The sequence below is a fragment of the Streptosporangium brasiliense genome, from assembly GCF_030811595.1.
Taxonomy (GTDB): Bacteria; Actinomycetota; Actinomycetes; order Streptosporangiales; family Streptosporangiaceae; genus Streptosporangium; species Streptosporangium brasiliense.
In genome coordinates, this window is record NZ_JAUSRB010000002.1 from 4,435,505 (window position 1) to 4,457,608 (window position 22,104).

20 protein-coding genes are annotated in these 22,104 nt (G+C 70.3%); 4 read left to right on the forward strand and 16 right to left on the reverse strand.

Annotated elements, in window-relative coordinates; genetic code table 11:
• Positions 1 to 309: 309 nt before the first annotated feature.
• The 7 genes from J2S55_RS29015 to J2S55_RS29045 form a co-directional block, all read right to left on the reverse strand.
• Positions 310 to 2,253: a carbohydrate-binding protein gene (locus J2S55_RS29015; RefSeq protein WP_306867452.1), complete on the reverse strand. Its 1,944-nt coding sequence runs from the start codon at positions 2,251 to 2,253 to the stop codon at positions 310 to 312.
• Between the two features lie 77 nt (positions 2,254 to 2,330).
• Entirely contained in the window at positions 2,331 to 3,326 is a 996-nt protein-coding gene (locus J2S55_RS29020; RefSeq protein WP_306867455.1) for a LacI family DNA-binding transcriptional regulator, read from the reverse strand.
• On the reverse strand, positions 3,323 to 5,071 hold the full coding sequence (locus J2S55_RS29025) for a glycoside hydrolase family 36 protein (RefSeq protein WP_306867458.1): 1,749 nt from the start codon (positions 5,069 to 5,071) through the stop codon (positions 3,323 to 3,325). The genes J2S55_RS29020 and J2S55_RS29025 overlap by 4 nt, the downstream gene beginning before the upstream one ends.
• Complete coding sequence (locus J2S55_RS29030) at positions 5,068 to 5,895, reverse strand: carbohydrate ABC transporter permease (protein ID WP_306867462.1); 828 nt, start codon at positions 5,893 to 5,895, stop codon at positions 5,068 to 5,070. The genes J2S55_RS29025 and J2S55_RS29030 overlap by 4 nt, the downstream gene beginning before the upstream one ends.
• Complete coding sequence (locus tag J2S55_RS29035; RefSeq protein WP_306867464.1) at positions 5,892 to 6,815, reverse strand: carbohydrate ABC transporter permease; 924 nt, start codon at positions 6,813 to 6,815, stop codon at positions 5,892 to 5,894. The genes J2S55_RS29030 and J2S55_RS29035 overlap by 4 nt, the downstream gene beginning before the upstream one ends.
• 122 nt (positions 6,816 to 6,937) lie before the next feature.
• Positions 6,938 to 8,281, reverse strand: a complete 1,344-nt coding sequence (locus J2S55_RS29040; RefSeq protein WP_306867467.1) for an ABC transporter substrate-binding protein — start codon at positions 8,279 to 8,281, stop codon at positions 6,938 to 6,940.
• Between the two features lie 546 nt (positions 8,282 to 8,827).
• Positions 8,828 to 9,295 (reverse strand): hypothetical protein, encoded by a 468-nt coding sequence (locus J2S55_RS29045; RefSeq protein ID WP_306867470.1) that lies wholly within the window; start codon positions 9,293 to 9,295, stop codon positions 8,828 to 8,830.
• A 275-nt stretch (positions 9,296 to 9,570) separates the two neighbouring features.
• Here J2S55_RS29045 and J2S55_RS29050 point away from each other — a divergent pair, with 275 nt between their 5' ends.
• Together J2S55_RS29050 and J2S55_RS29055 are read left to right on the forward strand one after the other, a co-directional pair.
• Positions 9,571 to 10,308, forward strand: coding sequence for an ABC transporter ATP-binding protein (locus J2S55_RS29050; protein WP_306867473.1), 738 nt, complete (start codon positions 9,571 to 9,573; stop codon positions 10,306 to 10,308).
• Positions 10,302 to 12,764 (forward strand): ABC transporter permease, encoded by a 2,463-nt coding sequence (locus tag J2S55_RS29055; RefSeq protein WP_306867476.1) that lies wholly within the window; start codon positions 10,302 to 10,304, stop codon positions 12,762 to 12,764. Before J2S55_RS29050 ends, J2S55_RS29055 begins: the two co-directional genes overlap by 7 nt.
• Positions 12,765 to 12,932: 168 nt before the next feature.
• Here the strand turns inward: J2S55_RS29055 and J2S55_RS29060 are convergent, their stop codons facing one another.
• Entirely contained in the window at positions 12,933 to 13,451 is a 519-nt protein-coding gene (locus tag J2S55_RS29060; RefSeq protein WP_306867479.1) for a pyridoxamine 5'-phosphate oxidase family protein, read from the reverse strand.
• A 208-nt stretch (positions 13,452 to 13,659) separates the two neighbouring features.
• Between J2S55_RS29060 and J2S55_RS29065 the strand changes: the two genes are divergently transcribed.
• Entirely contained in the window at positions 13,660 to 14,244 is a 585-nt protein-coding gene (locus J2S55_RS29065) for a winged helix-turn-helix transcriptional regulator (RefSeq protein ID WP_306867481.1), read from the forward strand.
• A gap of 50 nt (positions 14,245 to 14,294) precedes the next feature.
• Here J2S55_RS29065 and J2S55_RS29070 read toward each other — a convergent pair whose 3' ends face one another.
• From J2S55_RS29070 to J2S55_RS29090, 5 genes are all read right to left on the reverse strand, one after another.
• Positions 14,295 to 15,278, reverse strand: coding sequence for a DUF1838 family protein (locus tag J2S55_RS29070; protein ID WP_306867484.1), 984 nt, complete (start codon positions 15,276 to 15,278; stop codon positions 14,295 to 14,297).
• 140 nt (positions 15,279 to 15,418) lie between these two features.
• Positions 15,419 to 16,018 carry a GTP-binding protein gene (locus J2S55_RS29075; RefSeq protein ID WP_306867487.1) on the reverse strand — a complete coding sequence of 200 codons (600 nt, stop codon included), beginning with the start codon at positions 16,016 to 16,018 and terminating at the stop codon, positions 15,419 to 15,421.
• On the reverse strand, positions 15,999 to 16,397 hold the full coding sequence (locus J2S55_RS29080; protein ID WP_306867490.1) for a DUF742 domain-containing protein: 399 nt from the start codon (positions 16,395 to 16,397) through the stop codon (positions 15,999 to 16,001). The genes J2S55_RS29075 and J2S55_RS29080 overlap by 20 nt, the downstream gene beginning before the upstream one ends.
• A complete protein-coding gene (locus J2S55_RS29085) occupies positions 16,394 to 16,825 on the reverse strand; it encodes a roadblock/LC7 domain-containing protein (RefSeq protein WP_306867492.1) in 432 nt (143 codons plus the stop codon). The genes J2S55_RS29080 and J2S55_RS29085 overlap by 4 nt, the downstream gene beginning before the upstream one ends.
• On the reverse strand, positions 16,822 to 19,239 hold the full coding sequence (locus tag J2S55_RS29090; RefSeq protein ID WP_306867494.1) for a sensor histidine kinase: 2,418 nt from the start codon (positions 19,237 to 19,239) through the stop codon (positions 16,822 to 16,824). Before J2S55_RS29090 ends, J2S55_RS29085 begins: the two co-directional genes overlap by 4 nt.
• 253 nt (positions 19,240 to 19,492) lie before the next feature.
• Here J2S55_RS29090 and J2S55_RS29095 point away from each other — a divergent pair, with 253 nt between their 5' ends.
• Positions 19,493 to 20,113 (forward strand): L-threonylcarbamoyladenylate synthase, encoded by a 621-nt coding sequence (locus tag J2S55_RS29095; RefSeq protein ID WP_306867496.1) that lies wholly within the window; start codon positions 19,493 to 19,495, stop codon positions 20,111 to 20,113.
• 61 nt (positions 20,114 to 20,174) lie between these two features.
• Here the strand turns inward: J2S55_RS29095 and J2S55_RS29100 are convergent, their stop codons facing one another.
• The 3 genes from J2S55_RS29100 to J2S55_RS29110 form a co-directional block, all read right to left on the reverse strand.
• A complete protein-coding gene (locus J2S55_RS29100) occupies positions 20,175 to 20,954 on the reverse strand; it encodes an SDR family NAD(P)-dependent oxidoreductase (RefSeq protein WP_306867498.1) in 780 nt (259 codons plus the stop codon).
• 88 nt (positions 20,955 to 21,042) lie between these two features.
• Entirely contained in the window at positions 21,043 to 21,510 is a 468-nt protein-coding gene (locus J2S55_RS29105) for a hypothetical protein (protein ID WP_306867501.1), read from the reverse strand.
• Positions 21,511 to 21,607: 97 nt separating this feature from the next.
• On the reverse strand, positions 21,608 to 22,006 hold the full coding sequence (locus J2S55_RS29110) for an STAS domain-containing protein (RefSeq protein ID WP_306867504.1): 399 nt from the start codon (positions 22,004 to 22,006) through the stop codon (positions 21,608 to 21,610).
• Positions 22,007 to 22,104 lie beyond the last annotated feature (98 nt).

Sequence of the window (22,104 nt, forward strand, 5' to 3'; positions counted from 1 at the left end):
GGACTTATCCCGCCATGTTCGAGCCGTAATCACTCCAGAGGCGTGGTCGGTGACCAGGGGGCTGCCCCTTTCTCCCGTCAGCTCGCCGACATCCCCCGCATCCACGACCCATGAGAACGGAGCCCTCGGCGTCCTCGCCATCGAGATCGAGCTGGTCCACCAACCCGGTGAACGACATTCGAACGGCCAGCGGCGGCAGTCCGGCGGTCTTCAGCCCGCTACCGCCACTGGCCGTTCCGTTGTTGCTCAAGCCCCGTACCGATCCCGGAAGGCGGGGAGCCGGTACGGCGGGGCGGCGGCGGACGTGGGTCAGCCGGAGACCTTGACCGTGGCGGTCCGGCCGGCGCGCACGGGCACCAGGGCGACGGTGTAGCCGACGCCGTCGATCACCTTGGGCATGCCGATCATGCGGTGCCCGTCGACCTCCAGCCAGCGGTGCTTGCCCGGGAAGCGCGCCTCCCAGAAGGTCTGACGGTCGGAACCGTTCGTGAGCGTGGTCGAGGTCTGGCCGTCGTGCCGGACCGTCACCTTGCCGTCCCCGACCGGCACGTCGGCCACCTCCAGCCAGCCGATGTCGGCGGGCAGCCGCGACTGGGTGGCGACGGTGCGCCGGGGGGCGTCGGGCTGGATGCCCATCAGTCCCTCGACCGTCTGGCTGACCAGGGTGAACGACACCTCGGGGTAGTCGCCGTTGAGCCCCTGGCGCCCGACGACGTGCCTGTTCTCACGCCTGTCGTAGACGCTCTGCATCCACTTCCAGGCGGTCTCGTTGCGGTTGTGCCTGAAGAACGTGTCGGGCAGGTAGGTGAACGCCTCGATGTTGACCGGCCCCTCCGGGCCGGAGGCCTGGGTGTCGATGAAGTCGAGGTAGGCGTCGTTGCGCGGGCCGGCGTCGATGATCCCCTTCATCGGCATGAACCAGCTGTTCTCCTTGCCGAAGCCGGTCACCGGCTCGCCGGAGACGTTGTAGGCGCGGACGAAGTCGGTGCTGCCCTCCTTCCGGCTCCAGGTGTCGTTGAAGTAGCGCCTGAGCTCGCGCGCCTTGGCCGCGTACTCCGCCGCCAGCTTCAGGTCGCGCTTGTCGACGGCGAGGTCCGCCAGCGCCTTGTACGCCTGGTACTGGGCGCCGATCCCGTCACCGGCCTCGATCAGCGGCTCGCCGTCCTCGTTGTAGCTGGCCGTACCCTGGAAGATGCCCTTGCCGGTGCCCTCGGCGACCTTGACGGAGCCGTTGGGGACGGTGCCGTCGTGCAGCTCGACGAACTCCTTGGTGGCGTGCCGGTAGTAGTCCCAGAACACCGGGTCGTCGATGTAGGAGCGGTCGCCGCTCCAGCGGAACGCGTGGTTGGCCTTCTCGACCAGCTCGAACGTGGCCGGCACCTCGCGCACGAAGTTGGTCGGGCTCCTGTAGTCGATGTCGAGGTAGGTGGAGGCGTCGAAGTTGAGGGCCCACACCGGGTAGTACTTGTGCTCCTCGGTGGCCGAGGCGGCGAACGAGCGGAGCATCGCCTTGTTCTCGGCCGCCAGGCCGAGGATGTGCGCTCCGGCCAGCTGGTGGGCGAAGTCGCGGGAGTAGTAGCCGCTGCGGTGGGCGTATCCGGCCCAGTAGGAGGAGACGTAGCTGCCCTCGCCGGTGCCGGCGGGCTTGCGCTCGTCGACGTTGAGCGGGCCGGGGACGCCGTTCTGATGCACCCAGCTGCCCGCCTTGGCCTTGGCCCAGCCGAACATCTCCACGATCTTGGCGTTGGACGAGCTCACGCGGGGCCCGGCGGTCGCGCCGGGCGAGACCATCACGTCGTCGGCGTTCACCCAGCCGGAACCGGAGCCGAACACGATCCCCAGACGGTCGCCCTCGGCGAGTTCCACGTCGGAGACGGTGTAGCGGGTGTAGGTGGAGCGGGCCGGCAGGGTCACGGAGCCGGCGGCGGCGCCGTTGCGCAGCACGGTGAAGGTACCGCCCGCGCCGCCGGTGGCGATCCAGGCGGAGACGGAGTAGCGGCCCGCGGCGGGGGCGACGACGGTCTGGCTGATGCTCCTGCCCTCACCGGAGTCGAGGTAGATCAGCTTGGTGCCGCCGTGCGGCAGGTTGGTGGCGACTCCGGTGCCGGAGGTGAACGTCCAGCCTTCGACGCCCTTCTCGAAGCCGGGGTTGACCACGACGAGCGGGCCGCCCGCCGCCGCCTGGGCCGGGGTCAGGGCCGCGGCGGCGAGAAGGGAGGAGCCGAGCAGGACGGATAACGCGATGTACCTCATGGGTGTCTCCCGATTCAGGGGGTGATCGGATGAATCTCAGGCGATCAACGGTGAGATGAGGTGAAAATTCGAGAAAATCAGGCGGAGCGCGGCGGCGCCGTCGACGCCCGCACCACCAGCTCCGGACTGAACAGAAGCTCGCCCGGCGGCACCTCGCGGTTGCTCACCAGGGCGACCACGCTACGGGCCACTTCCTTGGCCAGGCGGTCGACGGGCTGCCGGACCGTGGTCAGCGGCGGATCGACGAACTCCATGATCATCGAGCCGTCGTAACCCACGACCGAGACGTCGCCGGGCACGGACAGCCCCTCCCTGCGCACGCCCCGTATAGCGCCCAGCGCCATGAAGTCGCTGGCCGCGACGATCGCGGTGACATCCTGCCTGAGCAGGGTGGACGTGGCCGACTGGCCGCCCTCGATCGTGTAGTACTGCCGGACTACCCACTGGTCCGGGTCCTCCACCCCGCGCCGCTCCAGCGCGGCGAGGAATCCCTCGACCCGGCGATCGGCGGGCCGGTTGCCGACGGGACCGGCGGCCATGCCGACCCTGCGGTGCCCCAGCGAGAACAGGTGCTCCACGGCCAGCTCGGCGGCGAGGTGGTCGTCCGTGGAGAAGACCGGCGCGTCGTGCCCCTCGAAGCCGCCGTTGACCCCCACGAACGGGATCCGCCTCGCGGCCAGCACGTTGTATGTCTCGGGATCGGCGTTCTCGATGGTGTTGCTGGCCGACAGGAACACCACCCCGGCGACACCGTGGTCGGCCAGCGCGGTCACGAACTCGCGCTCCTGGATGCCGCCGGGCAGGGCGGGGCAGAGCACGCCCTTGAGCCCGTGCGGTGCCAGCGCGGCCTCGATCAGCTCGGCGACATCGGCGAAGAACGGGTTGGACAGCCACGGCGTTATCACCGCGACGATCTGCCCCCGGGTGGAGCGCTCGTAGCCCAGCTCCGCCATGGCCCGCTCGACGGCCTCGCGGGTCTTGGCGGAGACACCGGAGCGGCGGTTGATGACCCGGCTGACCGTGGCCTCGCTCACGTCAGCCCGCGCCGCCACCTCGGTGATGCCGATCTTCACTGGGTCTCCTCCAGAGTCGCCAGGCCCGAGGGCGGGACGGCCAGCGCGCACAGGCCGGGCTCAAGCCGCCGCTCCACCCGCTCGATCATAGATCCAGCCGCACCGTAGACGATCAGCTCTACCGTGATTCCCGGTCCTGTGACGTCGAGGACGAGGCGTTCCGCGGCGGTGCCGTTGACGAGCGTGATCCGCCGGTGCCGCGCGGTGTCCAGCGTGGCCACCCGGTCGGCGCTGACAGTGATCACGCAGTCTTCTCCCCGCGACGCCGTGATGACCGGGTACAGCTCGTCGGGGCGGCCCGGCTCCACCTCACCGTCGAGCAGGAGAGGCCGCAGCCTGCGCCACTGGCCGAGCCAGAACGCCACCATCCGCCGGTGCTCCTCGCTGAGCCCGGCGAGTCTCACGGAGATCTGGGGCACGGCGTGCAGCGGGCCGATGAGCTGGCGCGCGGCGCTCCGCGCCTCCCCCTCAGGGTCCCACATCAGCATGTCGGCGTGGACGGCCCCGCGCACGGAGAGCAGGCCGACGTCGATCGTACGGACCCGGTTGGCGGTCGCGTCGGCCGGGCAGTCGTCGGCCCGGAGCATGTTGCCGAAGGGCGCCATGCCCGGCCCGACGTACGGCTGGCGCAGCTCGATGAGCACGTCGGGCCGGATGGCCTCGAGCGCGGCCTGAAGCTCGGTCAGCAGCACGTTCATGGCGGTGCCGACGTCGGGGATGTCCGCGCCGTGTGCGGGCGCGCCCGCGTAGACCATGACCTCGTCCAAGAAGTCGATCTTGAGTCCGTCGAGCCCGTGGTCGGCGACCAGCGAGGCGCACAGCTCGACCACGTGCCGCCTGACCTCGGGCCTACGCGGGTCGAGCACCTGCGCGCCCGGCACACCGGCCGGAGCCGGAGCGTAGGGCGACAGTTCTGGGAAGCATTCGGCTTCCGGGCCCAGGAGCAGCGGGGCGACCCAGAGGAGATACTTCAGCCCGAACTCCCGAACTCGGGCGACGTGTCCCGCGAGGTCCGGGAACTTCGTCTTGTCCGGACGCCAGTCCCCTACGCCCGGATAGCCTCGCCCGTTCCCCAGCTCCTGCCATCCGTCGTCGATGATGATCACGCCGCAGCCCAGTTCCGCCGCCAGCGCCGCCTCGGCCTCGATGGCCGACTCCTCGACGTCCTGGGTGAAGCTGTACCAGGTGGAGTAGACCGGCAGCCGCGCGGCCTCGGGCACGGGCGCCGGTCCCGCCCCCAGCCAGGTCCGCAGCCCGCGCATCGCCGCCGCGACAGACGGAGCCGTCCTGGCGAAGACCATCTTGTACGGCGAGGCGCTCGCGGGCACGGTCAGGTGCACGACGAAGGTCTTGTTCTCCTCGGAGACGCCGAAGCGCATCACGGTCTCCGGAACCGGATCGACGGCGGCGAAGGCGAGCAGCGTGCGGCCGGCGCTGTCGTACAGGCAGCCCGCGGCGGCCCCCTCGACCAGCGACACGTGCGCCAGGCCCGCCCAGTCGGCGACGAGCGGGCGGCTCCAGGAGCGGGTGGGGTGCCAGAACCCCACCGTGTCGCCCAGCGGGACCGAGAGCCGGATCTCCGTCTCCCCGTCGGAGCGGACCTCCAGCAGGTCGGGGCCGTCCTGCTGTGCGGTCAGCTCCCAGCTCGCCGACGCGCCCGGCGTATGCGTCAGAACGGCCAGCCGTACGTCGTCGAGCAGGTGCTCGGTTGGCGCGGGCGCGAGCCCGGCGGTCGTGACACTCACTCTTTCACCGCTCCTGCGAGAAGTCCGGACACGAAGTGTCGTTGAAGTAGAAGGAAGAGCAGGGCCATCGGGAGCGCGGCGACGGCCGTTCCGGCGAGGATCTGGCCGTAGTCGGTCTCGGTGGCGCCCTGCAGGGAGGCGATCGCGAGCGGGATCGTGTAGGCGTCCCGGGTCCGCAGCGCGATCAAGGGCCAGACGAAGTCGTTCCACTGGTAGAGGAACAGGTAGATGCCCAGAGCGGCGAGAGCCGGTCGCATCGGCGGCAGCACCACGCGGACGAACAGCCGCAGTTCCCCGCAGCCGTCGACCCGGCCCGCGGCCAGCAGTTCGTCGGGCAGCGCGGACATCGACTGCCGCATCAGGAAGATGCCGAACGGCAGCGCGAGGTTGGGCAGCACGATCGCCTGGTATGTGTTGAGCCAGTCGAGCGCCAGCATCATCTTGAACAGTGGTACGAGCGTGACCTGGCTGGGGATGACGAGGCCGAGCATCAGCAGGCCGAAGAGGAACTCCTTGCCGCGAAAGTCGTACTTGGCGAAGCCGTACCCCGCCATCGTGCACACCAGGCCGGCCAGCACCGTGTAGATCGTGGAGATCAGCACCGAGTTGAGCACCACCCGGCTGAAGCCGATGCTGGCCTCCAGATTGGCGAGGTTCTCCAGCAGGTGCCCACCCGGCAGCAACGGCGGCGGGCTGTCGAAGACCTCGGCCGTGCTGTGCGTGCTGCCCACGACCAGCCAGTAGAACGGCACCAGCACCACGGTGACGGCGATCAGCAGCGACGACGTCAGCATGACGCCGCCCACCGCGTTTCTGCGGTTCACGACTTGTCTCCCAGGAAGCGGAACTGCACGATGCCGAGGAACCCGATGATCACGGCGAGTGCGTAGGCGATGGCCGAGGCGTAGCCGAAGTCGAAGAACTTGAAACCGTTGTTGTAGAGGTAGAGACCCAGGGTCAGCGTGCTGTTGTCGGGGCCGCCGTTGGTGAGGACGTACGGCTCGTCGAACAGCTGCAACGTGCCGATCGTGGACATGACCAGCGTGAGCAGGACGACCGGGCGCAATCCCGGCAGGGTCACGTGCCTGAACCTCTTCCACGCGTTCGCCCCGTCCACGGCAGCCGCGTCGTAGTGGTCCCTGGGCAGCGCCTGCAGCCTCGACAGGAAGATCACCGCGTTGTAGCCGGTGTAGTGCCAGGTGAGGGCCAGGCCCAGGGCGATCCGCGCCCAGAGCGTGTCGGCCAGCCACGGCACCGCCGGGATGCCGGCGAGCCCGAGGAACCAGTTGACCAGGCCGGACTGCGGGTTGAGCAGGACGGCGAAGAGGACGCCGTATGCCACGAGCCCCGTCACCATCGGAAGGAAGAAGCCGAGCCGTATGAAGGCGCGGAACCTCAGCAGCGCCGAACCGAACGCCACAGCCAGTCCGATCGCGATGGCCAGCATCAGCGGCACCTGGACGACGAGGATGACGCCGGTGTTGCGCAACGCGGTCCAGAACAGCGGATCTCTGAGGAGCCGCTCGTAGTTGGCCGTCCCGGCGAAGCTCTGCAGCGCCCCGTCGGTCCGGAAGAGGCTCAGCCAGAACGACCACGCGATCGGGTACAGCTTGAAGACCGCGAACAGGGCGAGCGCGGGCAGCACGAACAGGTAGGGGGCGGCCTTCGTTCCCGGGCGGCGCACCCGCCGGGGCGTCTTGGCGGACGCCCCGGCGGTGGCCCGCTCGGAGACCACTGTGCTCATCAGTCGCTCACCACTCCTCATCCGCTCCGCGGACGGCCCCGTCCCTCGGCCGGCCACCGCGCTCACTGCGCCGGGTCCGCTCCGTACTCATCAGCCGCTCACCCACCCTGGCTTCCCCGCCGTCATCGCAGGACCGTGCGGCCGGTCTGCTGGGCGATCAGGTCCGCCGCCTCCTTGAGGACCGTGGCCGGGTCCGCGCCCTTGAGCAGCACCTTGCTCTGCGCGTCGGTGACGGCCTTCAGCGCGCGGGAGTAGTCGGCGGTGTAGTTCGTCACGTAGGACGGCTGCTTGAGGGCGTCGAGGAAGATCTCACCCTTCTTCTGGCCGCTGAAGAACGCCGACTCCTCGTGGAAGACCGGGTCGTCGTAGGCGGCCAGGAGGGCGGGCGCGATGCCCTTCTCCTTGTAGATCTTCACCTGCGACTCCGGCCTGGTCAGCACGTACTCCGCGAAGGCGAACGCGGCGGCCTTGGCTTTGCTGGTGTTGGCGACGGCCAGGTGGGTGGAGTTGACGGTCGCGGAGACCTTGCCGCCGGGAGTGACCGCCGGAGGGAGACGGACCTTCCACTTGCCCTTCTCACCGGGCACGGTCTCCTCGATGATGCCGCCGAACCAGGTCGGCATCGCCTGCACCGCGACGGCGCCCTTCTTGATCGAGCTGATCATCGCGTTCCAGCCGCCCGCGGTGTCGGCCACCAGGCCCGCGTCGTTCAGCTTCTTGATGATCGTCATGGCGGTGATCGCCTGGGGCGTGTCGAGCGTGATGTTGCCCTGCATGTCGAAGTAGAAGCTGTCCTGGAGCTGCAGGAGCGTCTGGAAGAAGCCGGCCGAGTCGCCCACCGAGGCCGGCTTGTCGATGCCGATCAGCTGGACGCCGGTCTTCTCCTTGAGCTTGATGCCCGCCTCGATGACCTCGTCCCAGGTCCGCAGGGCCTCGACGTCGACACCGGCCTTCTCGAACAGGTCGGCCCGGTAGTAGAAACCGGCCGAGTTCGCCTCCCACGGCAGGGCGTAGACCTTGCCGTCACGGCTCACCGTCTCCCACATGCCCTGGGCGAACTTGCCCTTGTGCTTGTCCGCGCCGAGCGGCACGAGGTCGGCCAGGCCGCCCGGGAACTTCTCGATGTAGGCGGGCAGGTAGTCGACGCCGATGTGAAGCACGTCGCCCAGCCCCTGACCACCGGCCGCGAGGCCCGAAGTGATCTTGTCCCAGATGGCCGGGTTGCCGATGTCCTGGACGTCGACCTTGATACCGGGGAACTCCTTCGTGAAGTCCGGCACCAGCGCCTTCATCATCGCGGCGGGGCCCTGCCAGCTCCACACGGTGATTTCACCGGTGGCGGCGGTGCCGGTCGGGCCGACGGGCGCGGGGGCGGCCGTGGAGCCCGCGCCACAGGCGGTGAGGACCGTGCTCCCGGCGGCCAAGGCGCCGAGCTGGAGGAAACGGCGGCGGTCGAGGTGGGCCATGTGCGGCCTCCTGGGGGGTGCGTGCGATTGGCCTGACGCGCTGGAACGTTACCCCCATGTTTTGGGCGATTGCAATAATTGAATGAAAGATTTCAGTAGGCTGTGAGTGCACTCCTGCAACTTCTGTGGGACCGCGAATGGCGGAACCGGCTCCCCTGAGGCCTGAGGGGGGGCGAACACTCGCCGGTCGCTCCGTTCGGACGAGTGCAATGGACACCCGCGAGGGGAAGACGGGGGTGGACCTGCAGCGGGGCCGTTCCGTAGGGTAAGCGCATTCCCGCAGGTCTGGGGCACCGGATAAGGCGTGCGCGGAGGCGTCGGCGTACGTTCCGGTACCGACGCGGCTCGCTTCCGATCTTTGGTTCCGAGGGCGGGTGCCGTCAGCGGCATAAGCACAGCGGGCTCGGCGTCCACCTGCTCCGGGGCCGCTACGTACGGGCGGGGAGGCGGCCCGGGGTCTCGATACACGATCACACGTCACCGCCCCCGTCCACCGCCCGGCCGGGGCGGAGGGGCGCTGATCGGGCGCCTGTCCTTTCCTGCTGGTCAGGGGCGAGCAGGTGGCCGGCTGGTGTCCTGTCTGTCGCGGCTCCAGATTTCGGTGCATCGGGGGAGGTCTTCGATGCCTCCGCCTTCGGGGATCATGCCCCAGAGGAAGGGGATCAGGTATTGGGGTGGTCCGCCCAGGAGCACGGCCAGTTCGTTCTCGGTGACGGCGAGGGCGAATGCCGGGCCTCGCTGCCCGGGGTCCCAGCCCTGTTCGAGGGCCCGCCGGATGCAGCCGGCGACGAGGACGGGCCGGACCGCGATCGTGCGCTCCCCGTCCCAGTTGTCCGGCCGGGCGCAGGGGAGCGACACCACGAGAACGCGCCCCGGCGCCTCGGCCCGCTCGACGGCGACGGTGAGGGGAGTCCAGCCGTTGCCCTGGGAGTAGGTGGGCCTGTGCCCGATACGCCAGCGGAAGGCGGTGCCGTCGACGGTGATGGGCCGTGAGCCCTTTCTGGGCATCGTCACGGGCGCCTCCAAGCTTCTGCTCTGTTCCGTCGCTGTTCCGTAGGGGCACCGGAAGCGGCGAGAAGCGACGTGAGATGCCCGTAAGCGTAATCTCTGCCCATCCTCATGATCGAGCTGTTTCCGCAGGCGGCCTGATCACGCATCGGAGATCATCGAGCCCCTTCAGTACAGCTAGCCCTACCAACGGATGGGGGCTTACTGGCTCGCGCCCGGAATGTCCGAGTCTCTAGCGTGGGATCCGAGCAAACAGTGGATCCTGAAACGGGGGACGACAGGTGGCGACGCACGCGGTGCGCCTCAACGCGGTGACCAAGACTTACGGGAAGGAGGTGTACGCGCTACGCGGAGTCACGGTCGACCTGCCCCGCGGCGGCTTCACCGCCGTCATGGGCCCGTCGGGTTCCGGTAAGAGCACCTTTCTGCACTGCGCCGCGGGGCTGGACACGCCCACCTCGGGAACGGTCCACATAGGCGAGACGGAGCTGTCGCGGATGAACGAGACCCAGCTCACCGAGCTGCGCCGGGAGAAGGCGGGCTTCGTCTTCCAGGCGTTCAACCTGATCCCCTCGCTCAGCGTGGTCGACAACGTCCTGCTGCCGTTCCGGCTCGCGGGCACGCGGCCCGATCACGCCTGGCTGGCCGAGGTGATCGAGCGGGTCGGACTGGGCGAGCGCGCGCGGCACCGGCCGTCCCAGCTGTCCGGCGGGCAGCAGCAGCGGGTGGCGATCGCCCGCGCGCTGGTGACCAGGCCGGAGGTGGTCTTCGCCGACGAGCCGACGGGCGCGCTGGACACCCAGACCGCCGCCGAGGTGCTCGCCCTGCTCCGCCAGGTGGTGGACACGACGGGCCAGACCGTGGTGATGGTGACCCACGATCCGGTGGCCGCCTCGTACGCCGACCGGGTGCTGTTCCTGGCCGGAGGCGCGCTGGTGGACGAGGTGTACGCGGCCGGGCCGGAGACGATCGCGCGGCGGATGGCCGTGCTCGGACGCCCGGAGGCCGTGCGATGCTGAGGCTCGCCCTGGCCACCTCGCGAGGCCGCCTGCTCTCGCTCGCGGGCCCGTTCGTCGCGCTGCTGTTCGCCGTGGCCCTGGTCGCCTCGTGCGGGCTGCTCATGGACAGCGGCCTGCGCGCCCGCGTTCCCGCCGAGCGGTACGGCGCGGCCCCGGTCGTGGTGGCGGGACAGCAGCAGGTCACCCTCGACACGGAGGAGCCTGACCTGGGGCAGTCGCTGTCCGAGCCGGTCGCGATCCCGGCCGTCCTGGCCAGGAAGATCGCCAAGGTGCCCGGTGTCACCCGGGTCGTGCCCGAGACCAGCTTCCCGGTCGGGCTGACGGGCGCCGACGGGCGTGTGATCGGGCGCTCCTGGGGGTCGGCGGGGCTCACGCCGTACACCCTGCGGGAGGGCCGGGCGCCCGCCACGGCGGGGGAGATCGTCGTGGACGTCGCGCTGGGCCGGAAGGTGGGTGAGAAGGCGCGCGTCGCCGGCCGGGACGGTGTCCGGGAATACACCGTGACCGGGGTCGCCGGGCCCGGCCTGGCCCGGCAGGCGTCGGTGTTCTTCACCGGGGAGCGCGCCGAGGAGCTGTTCGCCCGCCCCGGCAAGGTGTCGGCGTTCGGGGTGTTCGGCGAGGGCGAGCGGCTGGCGGAGCGGGTCGAGCGGGCGCTCGGCGACTCCGTGGCGGTGTACGCGGGAGACCAGCGCGGGCTGGCTGAGAACGCCTCGGCGCGGGAGGGCCGGGAGATGCTCATCGCGCTCAGCGGCAGCCTCGGCGGCGTGATCGTCATGGTGGCGGTGCTGGTGGTCTCCGGCGCGTTCGGGCTCGCAGTCCGGCAGCGGGACCGGGAGATCGCGCTGCTGCGGGCGATCGGGGCGACGCCCAAGCAGGTCCGCGCCATGATCGGGCGGGAGGCGCTGGCCGTCGGGACCGTGGCCGCCGTGCCGGGGCTGCCGCTGGGAGTCGCGGTGGGGCGGTGGTTGTTCGACCAGTTCGTCGCGCGGGGCATGGTGCCGGAGGGGTTCACGCCGGTGGTGGGTCCCGTCCCGATGCTGGTCGCGGCCGGGGTCGGGCTGGTCACGGCCTGGCTGGCCGCCCGCGGCGCCGTACGGCGTGCCGCCAGTATCAAGCCGACCGAGGCGCTGGGCGAGGCCGCGGTCGAACGCAGGGAGCTCGGCCGCGGCCGGATGATCGTCGGCCTGGTCTTCCTCGCCCTGGGCGCGTCCGCCTCGGGCCTGTCCGTGGCCGCGGCCGGGGAGACGGCCGCGGCGAGCGCCGGCGCGATCGTGCTCCTCCTCATCACCGCGGCCGCCCTCCTGGGCCCCTGGCTGGTACAACTGGCCGTACGCCTGGCAGGTGGCGTGGTCGGCCGCACCTCGCCGGTCAGCGGCTACCTGGCCGTGGCGAACACCAGGACGGCGGCCAAGCGGCTGGCGGCCGTCGCCACCCCGCTCATCCTGATGTTCGCCTTCGCCTCGACCACCCTTTTCGCCCAATCCACCCTGGGCCACGCGGCCACCCAGCAGGCGCTGGAGGGCAACCGCGCCGACTACGTCCTGGAGTCGGCCGGACCGGGCCTGCCCCCCGACGTCGTCCGGGCCGCACGGGACCTGCCCGGCGTCAAGGGGGTGACCGAGACGATCGGCACCACGGTGATCGCCGACACGGACGAAATGGGATCACGCACGCTGAAGCCGCTGGACGCGATCGGCCTGACCGTCCCCGCGCACGGGATCGACCTCGGCGTCACGTCCGGCTCGCTGGACCGGCTGCGCGGCGACAGGGTGGCGCTGAGCACGCTGACCGCCGGCAGCCTCGGCGCCTCGGTGGGAGACACGGTCCGGCTGCGTCTGGGCGACGGCACACCCGTCAAGCTGACCGTGGTGGCCCTCTACGAGCGCGGTCTCGGGTACGGCGACGTCGCCCTGCCGTACCCGCTGGTGCGCGACCACTCGGAGGCCGGGATGGCCGGCCGGGTGTACGTCACGGGCGGCACGGCGGAACGGCTCACCGCGCTGGCCCCCGGCCTGACGGTCCTGGACCGGGCGGGCGCCGGCGCGGCGGTCAACGCGGCGCAGGAGTTCAGTGACTGGATCAACCTCCTGGTGCTCGGGCTGATCATCGTGTTCATCGCGATCTCGGTGGTCAACACGCTGGTGACGGCCACCGGCGCGAGGACTCGGGAGTTCGCGCTGCTGCGCCTGATCGGCGGCACCCGGCGGCAGGTGCGCGGCATGGTGCGCTGGGAGGCGCTGCTGGTCGGCGGGCTCGCGGTGATCACGGGGACCCTGATCGCGGCGCCGACGCTGATGGCGCTCAGCTACGGGGTGACCGGCTCGCCGCTGCCGCACGTGCCGTCCGTCGCCTATGCGGCGATGGTGGCGGCCACGATGGGGCTGGCGTACGTGGCGACCCTGACGCCGGCCCGGACCGTGCTGCTGGGCCGGCCCGCCGAGCAGATCCGCGGGTGAGCTCACACTCGATGCCGGACAGCCTTGAGCGACCGGCGGCCTTGAGCGACCGGCAGGCTTGAGCGACCGGCAGGAGGGCCGGCGCCGCGGTGGCGGCGCTCCTCCTGCCGGTCCGCTGGATCGCCGCCGCCGCGGCAGGCGAGGCCGGCCGGTGTGGCGCCCGGTCCGTCAGAAGCGCCAGCGGGTCGCGGTCAGGCCGTCCGGGCCGTACCCGAAGGCACGCACGGGCGTCACCCGGTAGAAGGCGTACTCGGGTGGGCCGGGAAGGCTGCCGTCGTAGACGGAGCCGTCAAGGATCGTGAACCGCCACTGATACTTCGCCATGAAGGCGTCGGCCACCTGCTGGAGCCGGTCCGGGTCCTGGACCCGGGTGGCGGTGCCCTCGACCACGAGGTCGAGGTCCGCGCCGGCGACGGTGAGGACGCAATTGGGGTTGCCGTCGAGATTCCTGGCCTTACGGGAGGCCGGGCGGGTGGCGATGTACGGCGTCTCGTCCGCCCAGCCCGGCATCACCGGCATGGCGTGCGGGCGTCCGTCGGGCCGCACCGTCGACAGCCACGCCTTCGACGCCGCCTGCAAGCACGCGGACGCCTGGCTCCATGGCTTCACCGTCGCCGTGTCGGTGCTCATCGGTGTCGCGTCCGCCTCGCTGAACAGCAGCTCGGCGACAGGCATCGGATCGGTCATGTCGGGTGTTCCCTTCGGTCGGGTCACGGCAGGTATTCCGGCGTTGCATCCGTCGTGCGGCGTATCCGTCGTGCGGCCGCCACCGGCTGTAGGCCGGGTCCGCGGCCGCCCTCAGGGCGAGACCTCACAGGCTCTCGGCCGTAGGGCGTCAGTCCGCACCATAGCCGAGTCACTTTCTTGAGGGAAGGGACTTGGGTAGGATGGCCGCATGCAGCGAACCCGGTTCGGCGACATGGCCTGCTCCATCGCCCGCACCCTGGACGTCATCGGCGAGCCGTGGTCTCCGCTGATCCTGCGCGACGTCTACGTCGGCATCACCCGCTTCGAGCACCTCCAGCAGGACCTGGGCATCTCCAGCAAGGTGCTCGCCGCGCGGCTGAAGTGGCTGGTCGACAACGGCGTGCTGCAGCGCCGGGAATACTCGCACCGCCCGCCGCGCCACGAGTACACGCTCACCGCCAAAGGCCGGGAGCTGTGTGATGTGCTGCTGGTGCTGGTGCGCTGGGGCGACCGGTGGACCGCCGGGGCGTCAGGCCCGCCCGTGCTCTACCGGCACCACGCCTGCGGTCAGATCAGCCACGTGGAACTGCACTGCTCGGTATGCGACAAGCCGATGCATGCCACGGACATCGATGTGCTGCCCGGTCCCGGAGCCGATCCCGGAACCGGAGCTGATCCCGGTCCAGGTCCCGGAACCGGAGCCGGTCCCGACCTCGGTCCAGGTCCAGGTCCAGGAGCCGGTCCAGGTCCAGGAGCCGGAGCCGGTCCCGGGACCGAGGCGGCCTCGGCCTGAACCGCCGCTCAAGCCGGCCTGTCCGCCGGCGACGACCTCATGTGTGGCCGTCAGGCCTTCCCGTTGGCGGCGCACCAGCCGGCCCACGTGGTGGCACCCTTGCCCAGCTGCTTGTTGTAGAAGGAGGTCCAGGAGTTCTCGCTCGGGCCGGGCGCGGTGGGAGCGGCTCCGAAGAGCGGGTAGGCGGCGTCGACCTCCGCGCGCAGCCACGGCTCAAGGTCGTTGTAGGACTGCAGCGACCAGCTGCGGGCGTGGTAGGTGAGCTGCCCGCGGACGTCGGTCTCCGGCAGGCACATGAACGGCGCCCACGGGCTCGTCCTCGCCCAGCTGATCTTGGTCTTCATCGCACCCTTGGGGACGGTGCCCGCGACCGTGCGGGTCGCGACCTCACGATCGTCGACGTAGAAGTCGAACATCTCCTGGGCCGCGTAGACGCCGTTCACCAGCCCGAACGGATCGCCCAACGCGGCCTTGAGGTCCGTGCGCACCGGGATGTCGCTGGTCCACTCGGTCTCGTCGTGCATCTGCCGCAGGGGCGGGCCGACGTAGGAGGGGGTGACGTTGAACGGGCCGAAGTTCACCGCGTCGTTGTTGATGGGGATGACGGGGTAGGTCTTGAGGTCGATCGGGTTCTTCCACTCCCGCAGGATCTTCGTCGGGTCGGTGGGGTCGGTGTAGAAGACGATCTCACGGGAGAGCTGGTAGAGCTGAGTGGTGCCGGGCACCCGATACAGCCGCCGGATGTTGTAGCCCTCGATGTTGAACAGTTTCTGGCCATGGCGCAGCTGCGGGTCGTGAGCGTTGCCCTCGATGTTGGCGTAAACGGCTCCCGAGATCCGGAAGACCATGTCCTGCCCGTCCGGACGCCCATTGGTCTGCAACGACAGCAGCCCGCTCCGGTCGGTGACCGTCTTGTAAACCGGCCCCGGATGTGTCGGATCAGCCGTCTCGCCCGCCGCCGCCCCGGGGCCGGCGACGCACACGGACACCGCGATGAGGGCTGCCGACAGGGTCAAACCACGACGCTTGAACAAGAGTGCTCCTGCGATACCGAGAGACGACGGGACCATTCTGATCATTCCAGACGGGGAGCACTCTGATCACTTCAGCCGACGGGACCCGGCCTCGACCGGGCCTGTCGCCGACGACCCGGCCCGGTCCTGGGACGGCCCGGTCAGGCCACGGGGTGCGGTGCGGTGCGGGACTGAGCGGCCATCAGGTGGTCGATGAGCGCCAGCAGCACGTCGCGGACCGCCGTCCGGTCGCGGGCGTCACAGAGCACCAGCGGCACCTGCGGATCGAGATCGAGTGCCTTGCGGATCTCCTCCTGTGTCCGGTCCCTGACACCGTGGAAGCAGTTGACGCCGATGACGAAGGGGATGCCGCGGCTCTCGAAGAAGTCGATCGACGCGAAACTCACGTCCAGCCGGCGGGTGTCGACCAGGACGACCGCGCCCATCGCTCCGTTGACAAGGTCGTTCCACATGAACCAGAAGCGTTCCTGCCCGGGGGTGCCGAACAGGTAGAGCACGAGTTCGCTGTTGATGGTGATGCGCCCGAAGTCCAGCGCGACGGTAGTGGTGGACTTGCCGCCCACCCCTTCCAGATTGTCCACGCCGACGCTGGCATGGGTCAGGTACTCCTCGGTCCGCAGCGGGGCGACCTCGCTCACCGCGCCGACCAGGGTCGTCTTCCCGACGCCGAAACCACCGGCGACAAGGATCTTCACTGCCAGGGGAGCGGCGTCCCCGTGGTCAGAGATTGCGTAGTCCATCCCTCACCGCCTCAAGGATCGTCATACCGGGGAAGCCGCCTGCCTGTGCGAAGGCCAGCGGTGGTCGGGCCCGCATCTGACCGGCCTCGATCAGATCGCCGATGAGGATCTTGGTCACCGACACCGGGAGGTTCAGCGCGGCGGCGACCTCGGCCACCGCCATGGGCCGCTTGCACACAGCGAGGATGGTGCGGTGCTCCGGCTGCATTCTCCGCAGACCGTGTCCGGTCTCCGCGGAGGCCGCGGAGACCGTCGTCACCAGGGTGATCAGCGTCAGATCGTCCCGCTCGGGGGCGGTCCGTCCGCCGGTGATCGTGTAGGGACGGACGAGGGATTCGTCGGCGTGGTCGTCGTCGAATCCCTCCGTCCAGTGCTTCATCTGTGTCTCCCCGCGTCCTCGGTCTGCGGGGTGCGCGCGTCGGTCCCCAGCTTCTGGCCCACCTGCTGGACCAGGGTGTGCATCGCGACGCTCATCAGTTCGGCGTCGACCTCCTGGGAGGCGACCACGGCCAGATGGGTGCCGCGGCCCGCGGCCGTGACGAACAGCCACAGGTCGGCCATCTCGATGATGACCTGGTGGACCGGTCCGCCGCTGAAGAGCTGCCCGACACCGCGGGCCAGGCTCTGCTGGCTGGTGGCGATCGCGGCGAGGCGTTCGGCGTCCGAGCGCTCGATGGTCCGGGACCGGCTGATCAACAGACCGTCGTCGGACAGCACGATGGCGTGCCGGGTGCCCGCGACCTGATCGACCAGACCGTCCAGGAGCCAGTCCAGGTCGGTGTCGGTGGCGGTGGTTCGCTGCGTCATCTTCGATCTTCCGTCGTAGGGGAGCTCGGCTCGGGGGATCCGTCCGGCCGGGGTTGGAAGGCGTCGTCACCGGTCCGGCGCCTGCGGGACTGCCGCTGGAACGCGCCGATCGTGGCGCTGGACCGGCCGGGCTGGTCGCGTACGGCCCAGGCCTCCTGGCCGGCCTGCCCGTCCCCGTCCGCCGGGACCCTGAGCTCGGTGATCAGGTTGGCCTGGCGCACCCGCTGGGGCAGCGGGTCGCGGCCGGACGGCAGGGGCGCGGCGTCCCGATCCGGTGATCCGGCGGCGGGCGCGGTCACGTACGCCATCGCGCGTCCCCTGGAGCGGGTCGGCAACTGCGTGTCCTCGTGGGGCGGGCGGGGACCGGCCGCGTCCTGCTGCGGGTGGGGTCGCGGACCGGTGGGGTCCCGGGGGACATCCTCGGGAGCCGCGGCCGGCCCGGGTACCGCGCGGGGGCGGTCCACCACCAGCGATTCCGGGAGCAGCACGATGACCCGGGTGCCGCCGAAGGCCGACGGCCGCAGTTCCACCTGGAGACCCAGGCCCGCGGAGAGCCGGGCGACCACGTACAGGCCGAGACGCACATCGTCGGCCTGGGTCATCACATCGAGCTGCGGCGGCGACTGCATCAGGGCGTTGGCGGCGGCGTACTGCTCGGGTTCCATGCCCAGACCGCGGTCCTCGATCTCCACGGCGAGGCCCCGGCTGACCGGTGCGGCCCGCACCTCGACGGGGGTCACCGGCTTGGAGAAGGCGGTGGCGTTCTCCATCAGTTCCGCCAGGACGTGGACCAGCGGTCCCACCCCGCGCTCGGCCACCCAGGGGTCGCCCTCGACGTCGATCGAGATCCGTCGGTAGTCCTGGACCTCGCCCTGCGCGGCGCGCAGTACGTCGAGCAGGCGTACCGGCTTGCGCCAGCGGCGCTGAGGCTGGCCGCCGCCGAGGATCACCAGGTTCTCCTCGTAGCGGCGCAGCCGGGCGGTGAGGTGGTCCAGGTCGAACAGGCCCTCCAGCACCTCGGGGTCCTCGTGCCTGCGCTCCAGCTCGTCCAGCTTCTTCAACTGAAGGCCGATGAGGATCTGGGTACGGCGGGCGATGCGCTGGAGCATGCGTTGGAAGCCGCGGTGCTGTTCGGCCTGCCGCACGGCGGTGAGGACAGCGCTGCGGCTGGCCAGATTGAGGGCCTGCCCGAGCTCGCCGAGCTCGTCGGGGGTGGGCTCGACCAGGTGCACCTCCGCGTCCACGTCGACGTCCTCGCCGCGCTCCAGCCGGGCGACCACATCGGGCAGCCGCTCCTGGAGTTCGTGGGCCTCCTCGCGCAGGTGGAGGATGCGCCGGCGAAGAATGGCGGTGAGACGCCAGCTGGTGACGATGACCAGGCCCAGGGCGAGCACGCCCACGGCGGTGATGCCGATGAAGATCACGAAGAGCTGGTTGGCGTGGCCGTAGCCGATCCTGGCGACGTTCTCGAGCCGGAGGCTGAGGAGTTGCATCAGCTGCTCGGTGACCGTGTCAACCGCGGCGCGCCACACGGGGCCGACCTCGCGGAGTGTCACCGGGCTGCTCTCGGCGCCGGTCCCGGGGGTGACCAGCCGCCCCTCCAGGGCGGTCATGGTCTCCCACGCCTTGCTGGCCGTCAGCGTTGCGTACTTGCTCTCGTTGCCGGTGAGACTGGGGATCACCCGGGACCGCAGGAGGTGCTTACTGGTGCCGAGGGCGTCGGCGACGAGGCCGTACTCCTCCCTCGTCAGGCGCCCCTTCTCCCAGCCGCGGGCCAGAACGGCGTGTTGGCGGCCGATCATGTCGACGGCCCAGAAGAGGTCGACCAGCGTCTGCGCCTTGCTGGTCACCTCGGCGTGATCGGTCTGGCTGAGGGCGCTGAACACGCTGAGGTCCGACTCGATGACTCCGCTGTAGTAGTCGAACGCCTTCTGCTCGCTGGACCAACCGGCGTCCACCGCCTGGCGCTGCTGGTCGAGGAGTTCGAGGCCGCGTCCGGTACGGGCGATGGCGTCGGCGAGCCCCTCCTGCGCGTCGGTGGTGTCCAGGGCGGTCAGCGGACGGAAGGCGCTCACGGCCTGGTCGGTCAGCACGCGCTGCTCGGCAAGCTTGTCGCGGGTGGTGCTGCGGGGGCCGGCCTGCATCTCCGCGGTGAGCTGCCGCTCCTTGTCAAGGCTGAAGAACAGGTCGGCCGCGGGGCTGCCGACAGTCGTGGTGGCCAGGTCCAGCTGGACCTTCTCCGTCCGCCACTGAGAGGACAGCTGGTACATGCCCGAACCCAGCAGTGGGGTGAAGGTGATGCTCGGTACGAAAACGATGATGATCAGCACGGTGCGCAGTGGCAGTCGGCGGGCACCGGCCAGCCGCCGCGGCCGGCCGCCGGTCGCCCCCGGCAGCCCGTCCCCGTCGCCCACGATTTCCGTTCTTCGCCGCCCGACCCTGCCCAACCTGGCCACGTGCAGGACACTCTCCTCATCGATCGGTACGTCTATGACAAAAATCGCCAAAGTAGGCGATTGGTTGCCCGATAGTAGCCATACGGCAGTTGGGGCGGAAGCCCCCGTTCCACCGTCCAGGCCGTCCCGTCAGCCATCCGGTGGCTGCTGTGGACGGACCGCGCGGCCCCACGGATCGTGGTGAGGAGCATCCGCTTCTAAGCTCCCATGCATGGCAAGGTACTTCGACGTGCATCCGGACAACCCGCAACCTCGGGCCCTCCGTCAGGTGGCGGACCTCGTCCGCGCGGACGGGCTGATCGCCTACCCGACGGACTCGTGCTTCGCGCTCGGGTGCCGACTGGGCAACCAGGAGGGCATCGACCGGATCAGGGAGATCCGCCGTCTCGACAGCGGCCACCACTTCACCCTGGTGTGCCGGAATTTCGCGCAGCTCGGCCAGTTCGTCCACGTCAGCAACGCGCTGTTCCGCTCGATCAAGGCGGCGACTCCCGGCAGCTACACGTTCATCCTGCCGGCGACGAAGGAGGTGCCGCGACGGCTGCTGCATCCCAGGAAGAAGACCGTCGGCGTCCGGATCCCCGATCATGCCGTCACGCAGGCGTTGCTGGCCGAACTCGGCGAACCACTGCTGTCGAGCACCCTGCTCCTGCCCGACGAGACCGAACCCATGACCCAGGGCTGGGAGATCAAGGAAAGGCTCGACCCCGTGGTGGACGCGGTGATCGACGCCGGTGAGTGCGGCGCCGTGCCGACGACGGTCGTCGACTTCTCACAGGCCGGACCCGAGATCCTCCGCAGGGGCGCCGGAGACCCGTCCCGCTTCGAGTAGCACGGCCGTCGCCGTCCAGGGTGCCGCCGCTGCGGCCCTCGCCCATGCTCCCGCGGTGGACTCAGTGGACGGAGAATCCGCCGTCGACGAAGATCGACTGCCCGGTGACGTAACCGGAGGCGCGGCTCGCCAGGAACACCGCCGCGCCCGCGAAGTCCTCGGCCAGACCGTTGCGTCCGACCATCGTGCGCGCGGCCAGCGCCGCCACCTTCTCGGGGTCGGACGACAGCCGTGCGTTGAGCGCCGTCATCACGAATCCCGGCACGAGCGTGTTGCAGGTGACGCCGCTCGACGACCACGCCTCGGCCTGCGAGCGCGCCAGTGACTCCAGCGCTCCCTTGGAGACGCCGTAGGCGCCGCTCTGCACGAACGCCCGGTGCGCCTGCTGGGAGCTGATGTGGATGATCCGCCCGAACCCCCGCTCCGCCATACGGGGGCCGAACCGCTGTCCCAGAAGGTGGGGCGCCTCCAGATTCACCGCCATCGTGACGTCCCACACGTCCTCGCCCAGCTCGCCCATCGGCGGGCGCAGGTTGATCCCGGCGCTGTTGACGAGGATGTCGGGCTCTCCGAACGCCTCGACCGCCTTCTCGGCCGCCAGGCGCACACCGTCGCGTGTGCTCAGGTCCGCGCTCACCCAGGCCGCACGGCAGCCGTGGGCCGTCAGGTCGTCGACCGTGGCGATCAGGTCCGCCTCCTTGCGCGCCACGACCACGACACTCGCCCCCGCGCGCGCGAGTGCCTCGGCTATGGCGCGGCCGATGCCGGAACTTCCGCCGGTCACCATGGCGACCCGGCCGTCAAGGGAGAACAGTTCGGACAGGTAAGGCTGGGTGGTCATGCCCGCACACTTTAGAGGATCGATTCCGGACCGTTGGGGGAGGCCGGGAGTCGGCCCACGGGCCGGCTCCACCGGCCGTGGGCCGGGCTCAGCCGCCCTGGGACCAGACGCCCTCCCAGCCGGAGCACCTGCCGGTGACCCTGGTCGAGGTCCCCCGGCAGACCTTGGCCTGGGCGGACAGCATGTAGCCGGCGTTCACCCGGAAGGCGAGGGTCCGTGACTGCGAGCAGTTCTTGAAGGTCGCGGTGCGGTGCCTGCCCCTGTCCGTAAGCCACTTGATCTTCAGCCACGAGCAGGTGCGCGCCCCTCCGCCGTCGTACAGATCGCCGGAGATCCGCAGGCCGGAGCCGGTGCTCCGGACGGCGCCGCCGGCCCAGCCCTTGGTGTCGGAGGAGGCGGTCGGTCCCCAGTGCCGGGTCCCGGCCGCGGAGACTCCGGCAGCCGCGGAGACCCCCGGGGTGGTCACGGCGGTGGACGCCGTGGCGGCGGACGGCAGGCCGAGCGCCACGACGGCGGCGGTGGTGAGTCCGAGTGAGAAGCGCAGGGCGCCACGCATGGGTCTGTCTCCTGAAGCCTGAAGAAGGTGGGAGTTGTCTGCCCGTCAAGAGATAGGGCAGCGGGCTTGCAGGTGACTTGGGAGTCCTTGCAACGGCTCACCCGCCCCCGGGCCGGTCCCGCCGGTCCGGGGCCGCCTGGCGGAGCGCGTCGTCGGCCGTGGGGTGGATCTCGAAGGCCTTGCGGAGGCCGGTGATCGTCAGCACGCGTGCCAGCGGTCCGTGGACGCCGCTGAGCACGAATCGGGTGCCGGTCGCCTCGCCGTGCTGCAGTGCCGAGACCAGCTCGCTCAGTCCCACCGAGTCGCAGAAGGTGACCTCGGTCAGGTCCACGATGAGGAGGGGCGTGCCGGGCCCGTCCCAGACGCGGTGCAACTGCTCTCGCAGGAGCGGGGCGGAGTGGAACCCGAGCTCTCCGCCGACGCGGATGACGGCCGCGCCCTCATGGAGGTCGCACGAGATGGTGAATGCCGAGCCATGTCCGGCCCCGAACAACATGATGAGCTCCTCACGCCTGCGGGCTTCAGGGCAGGCGTGTACCTTCCTACCAGTCCCGAGGGGTCCGGCCGTCCCCGCCGGTCCCGAGGGGTCCGGCC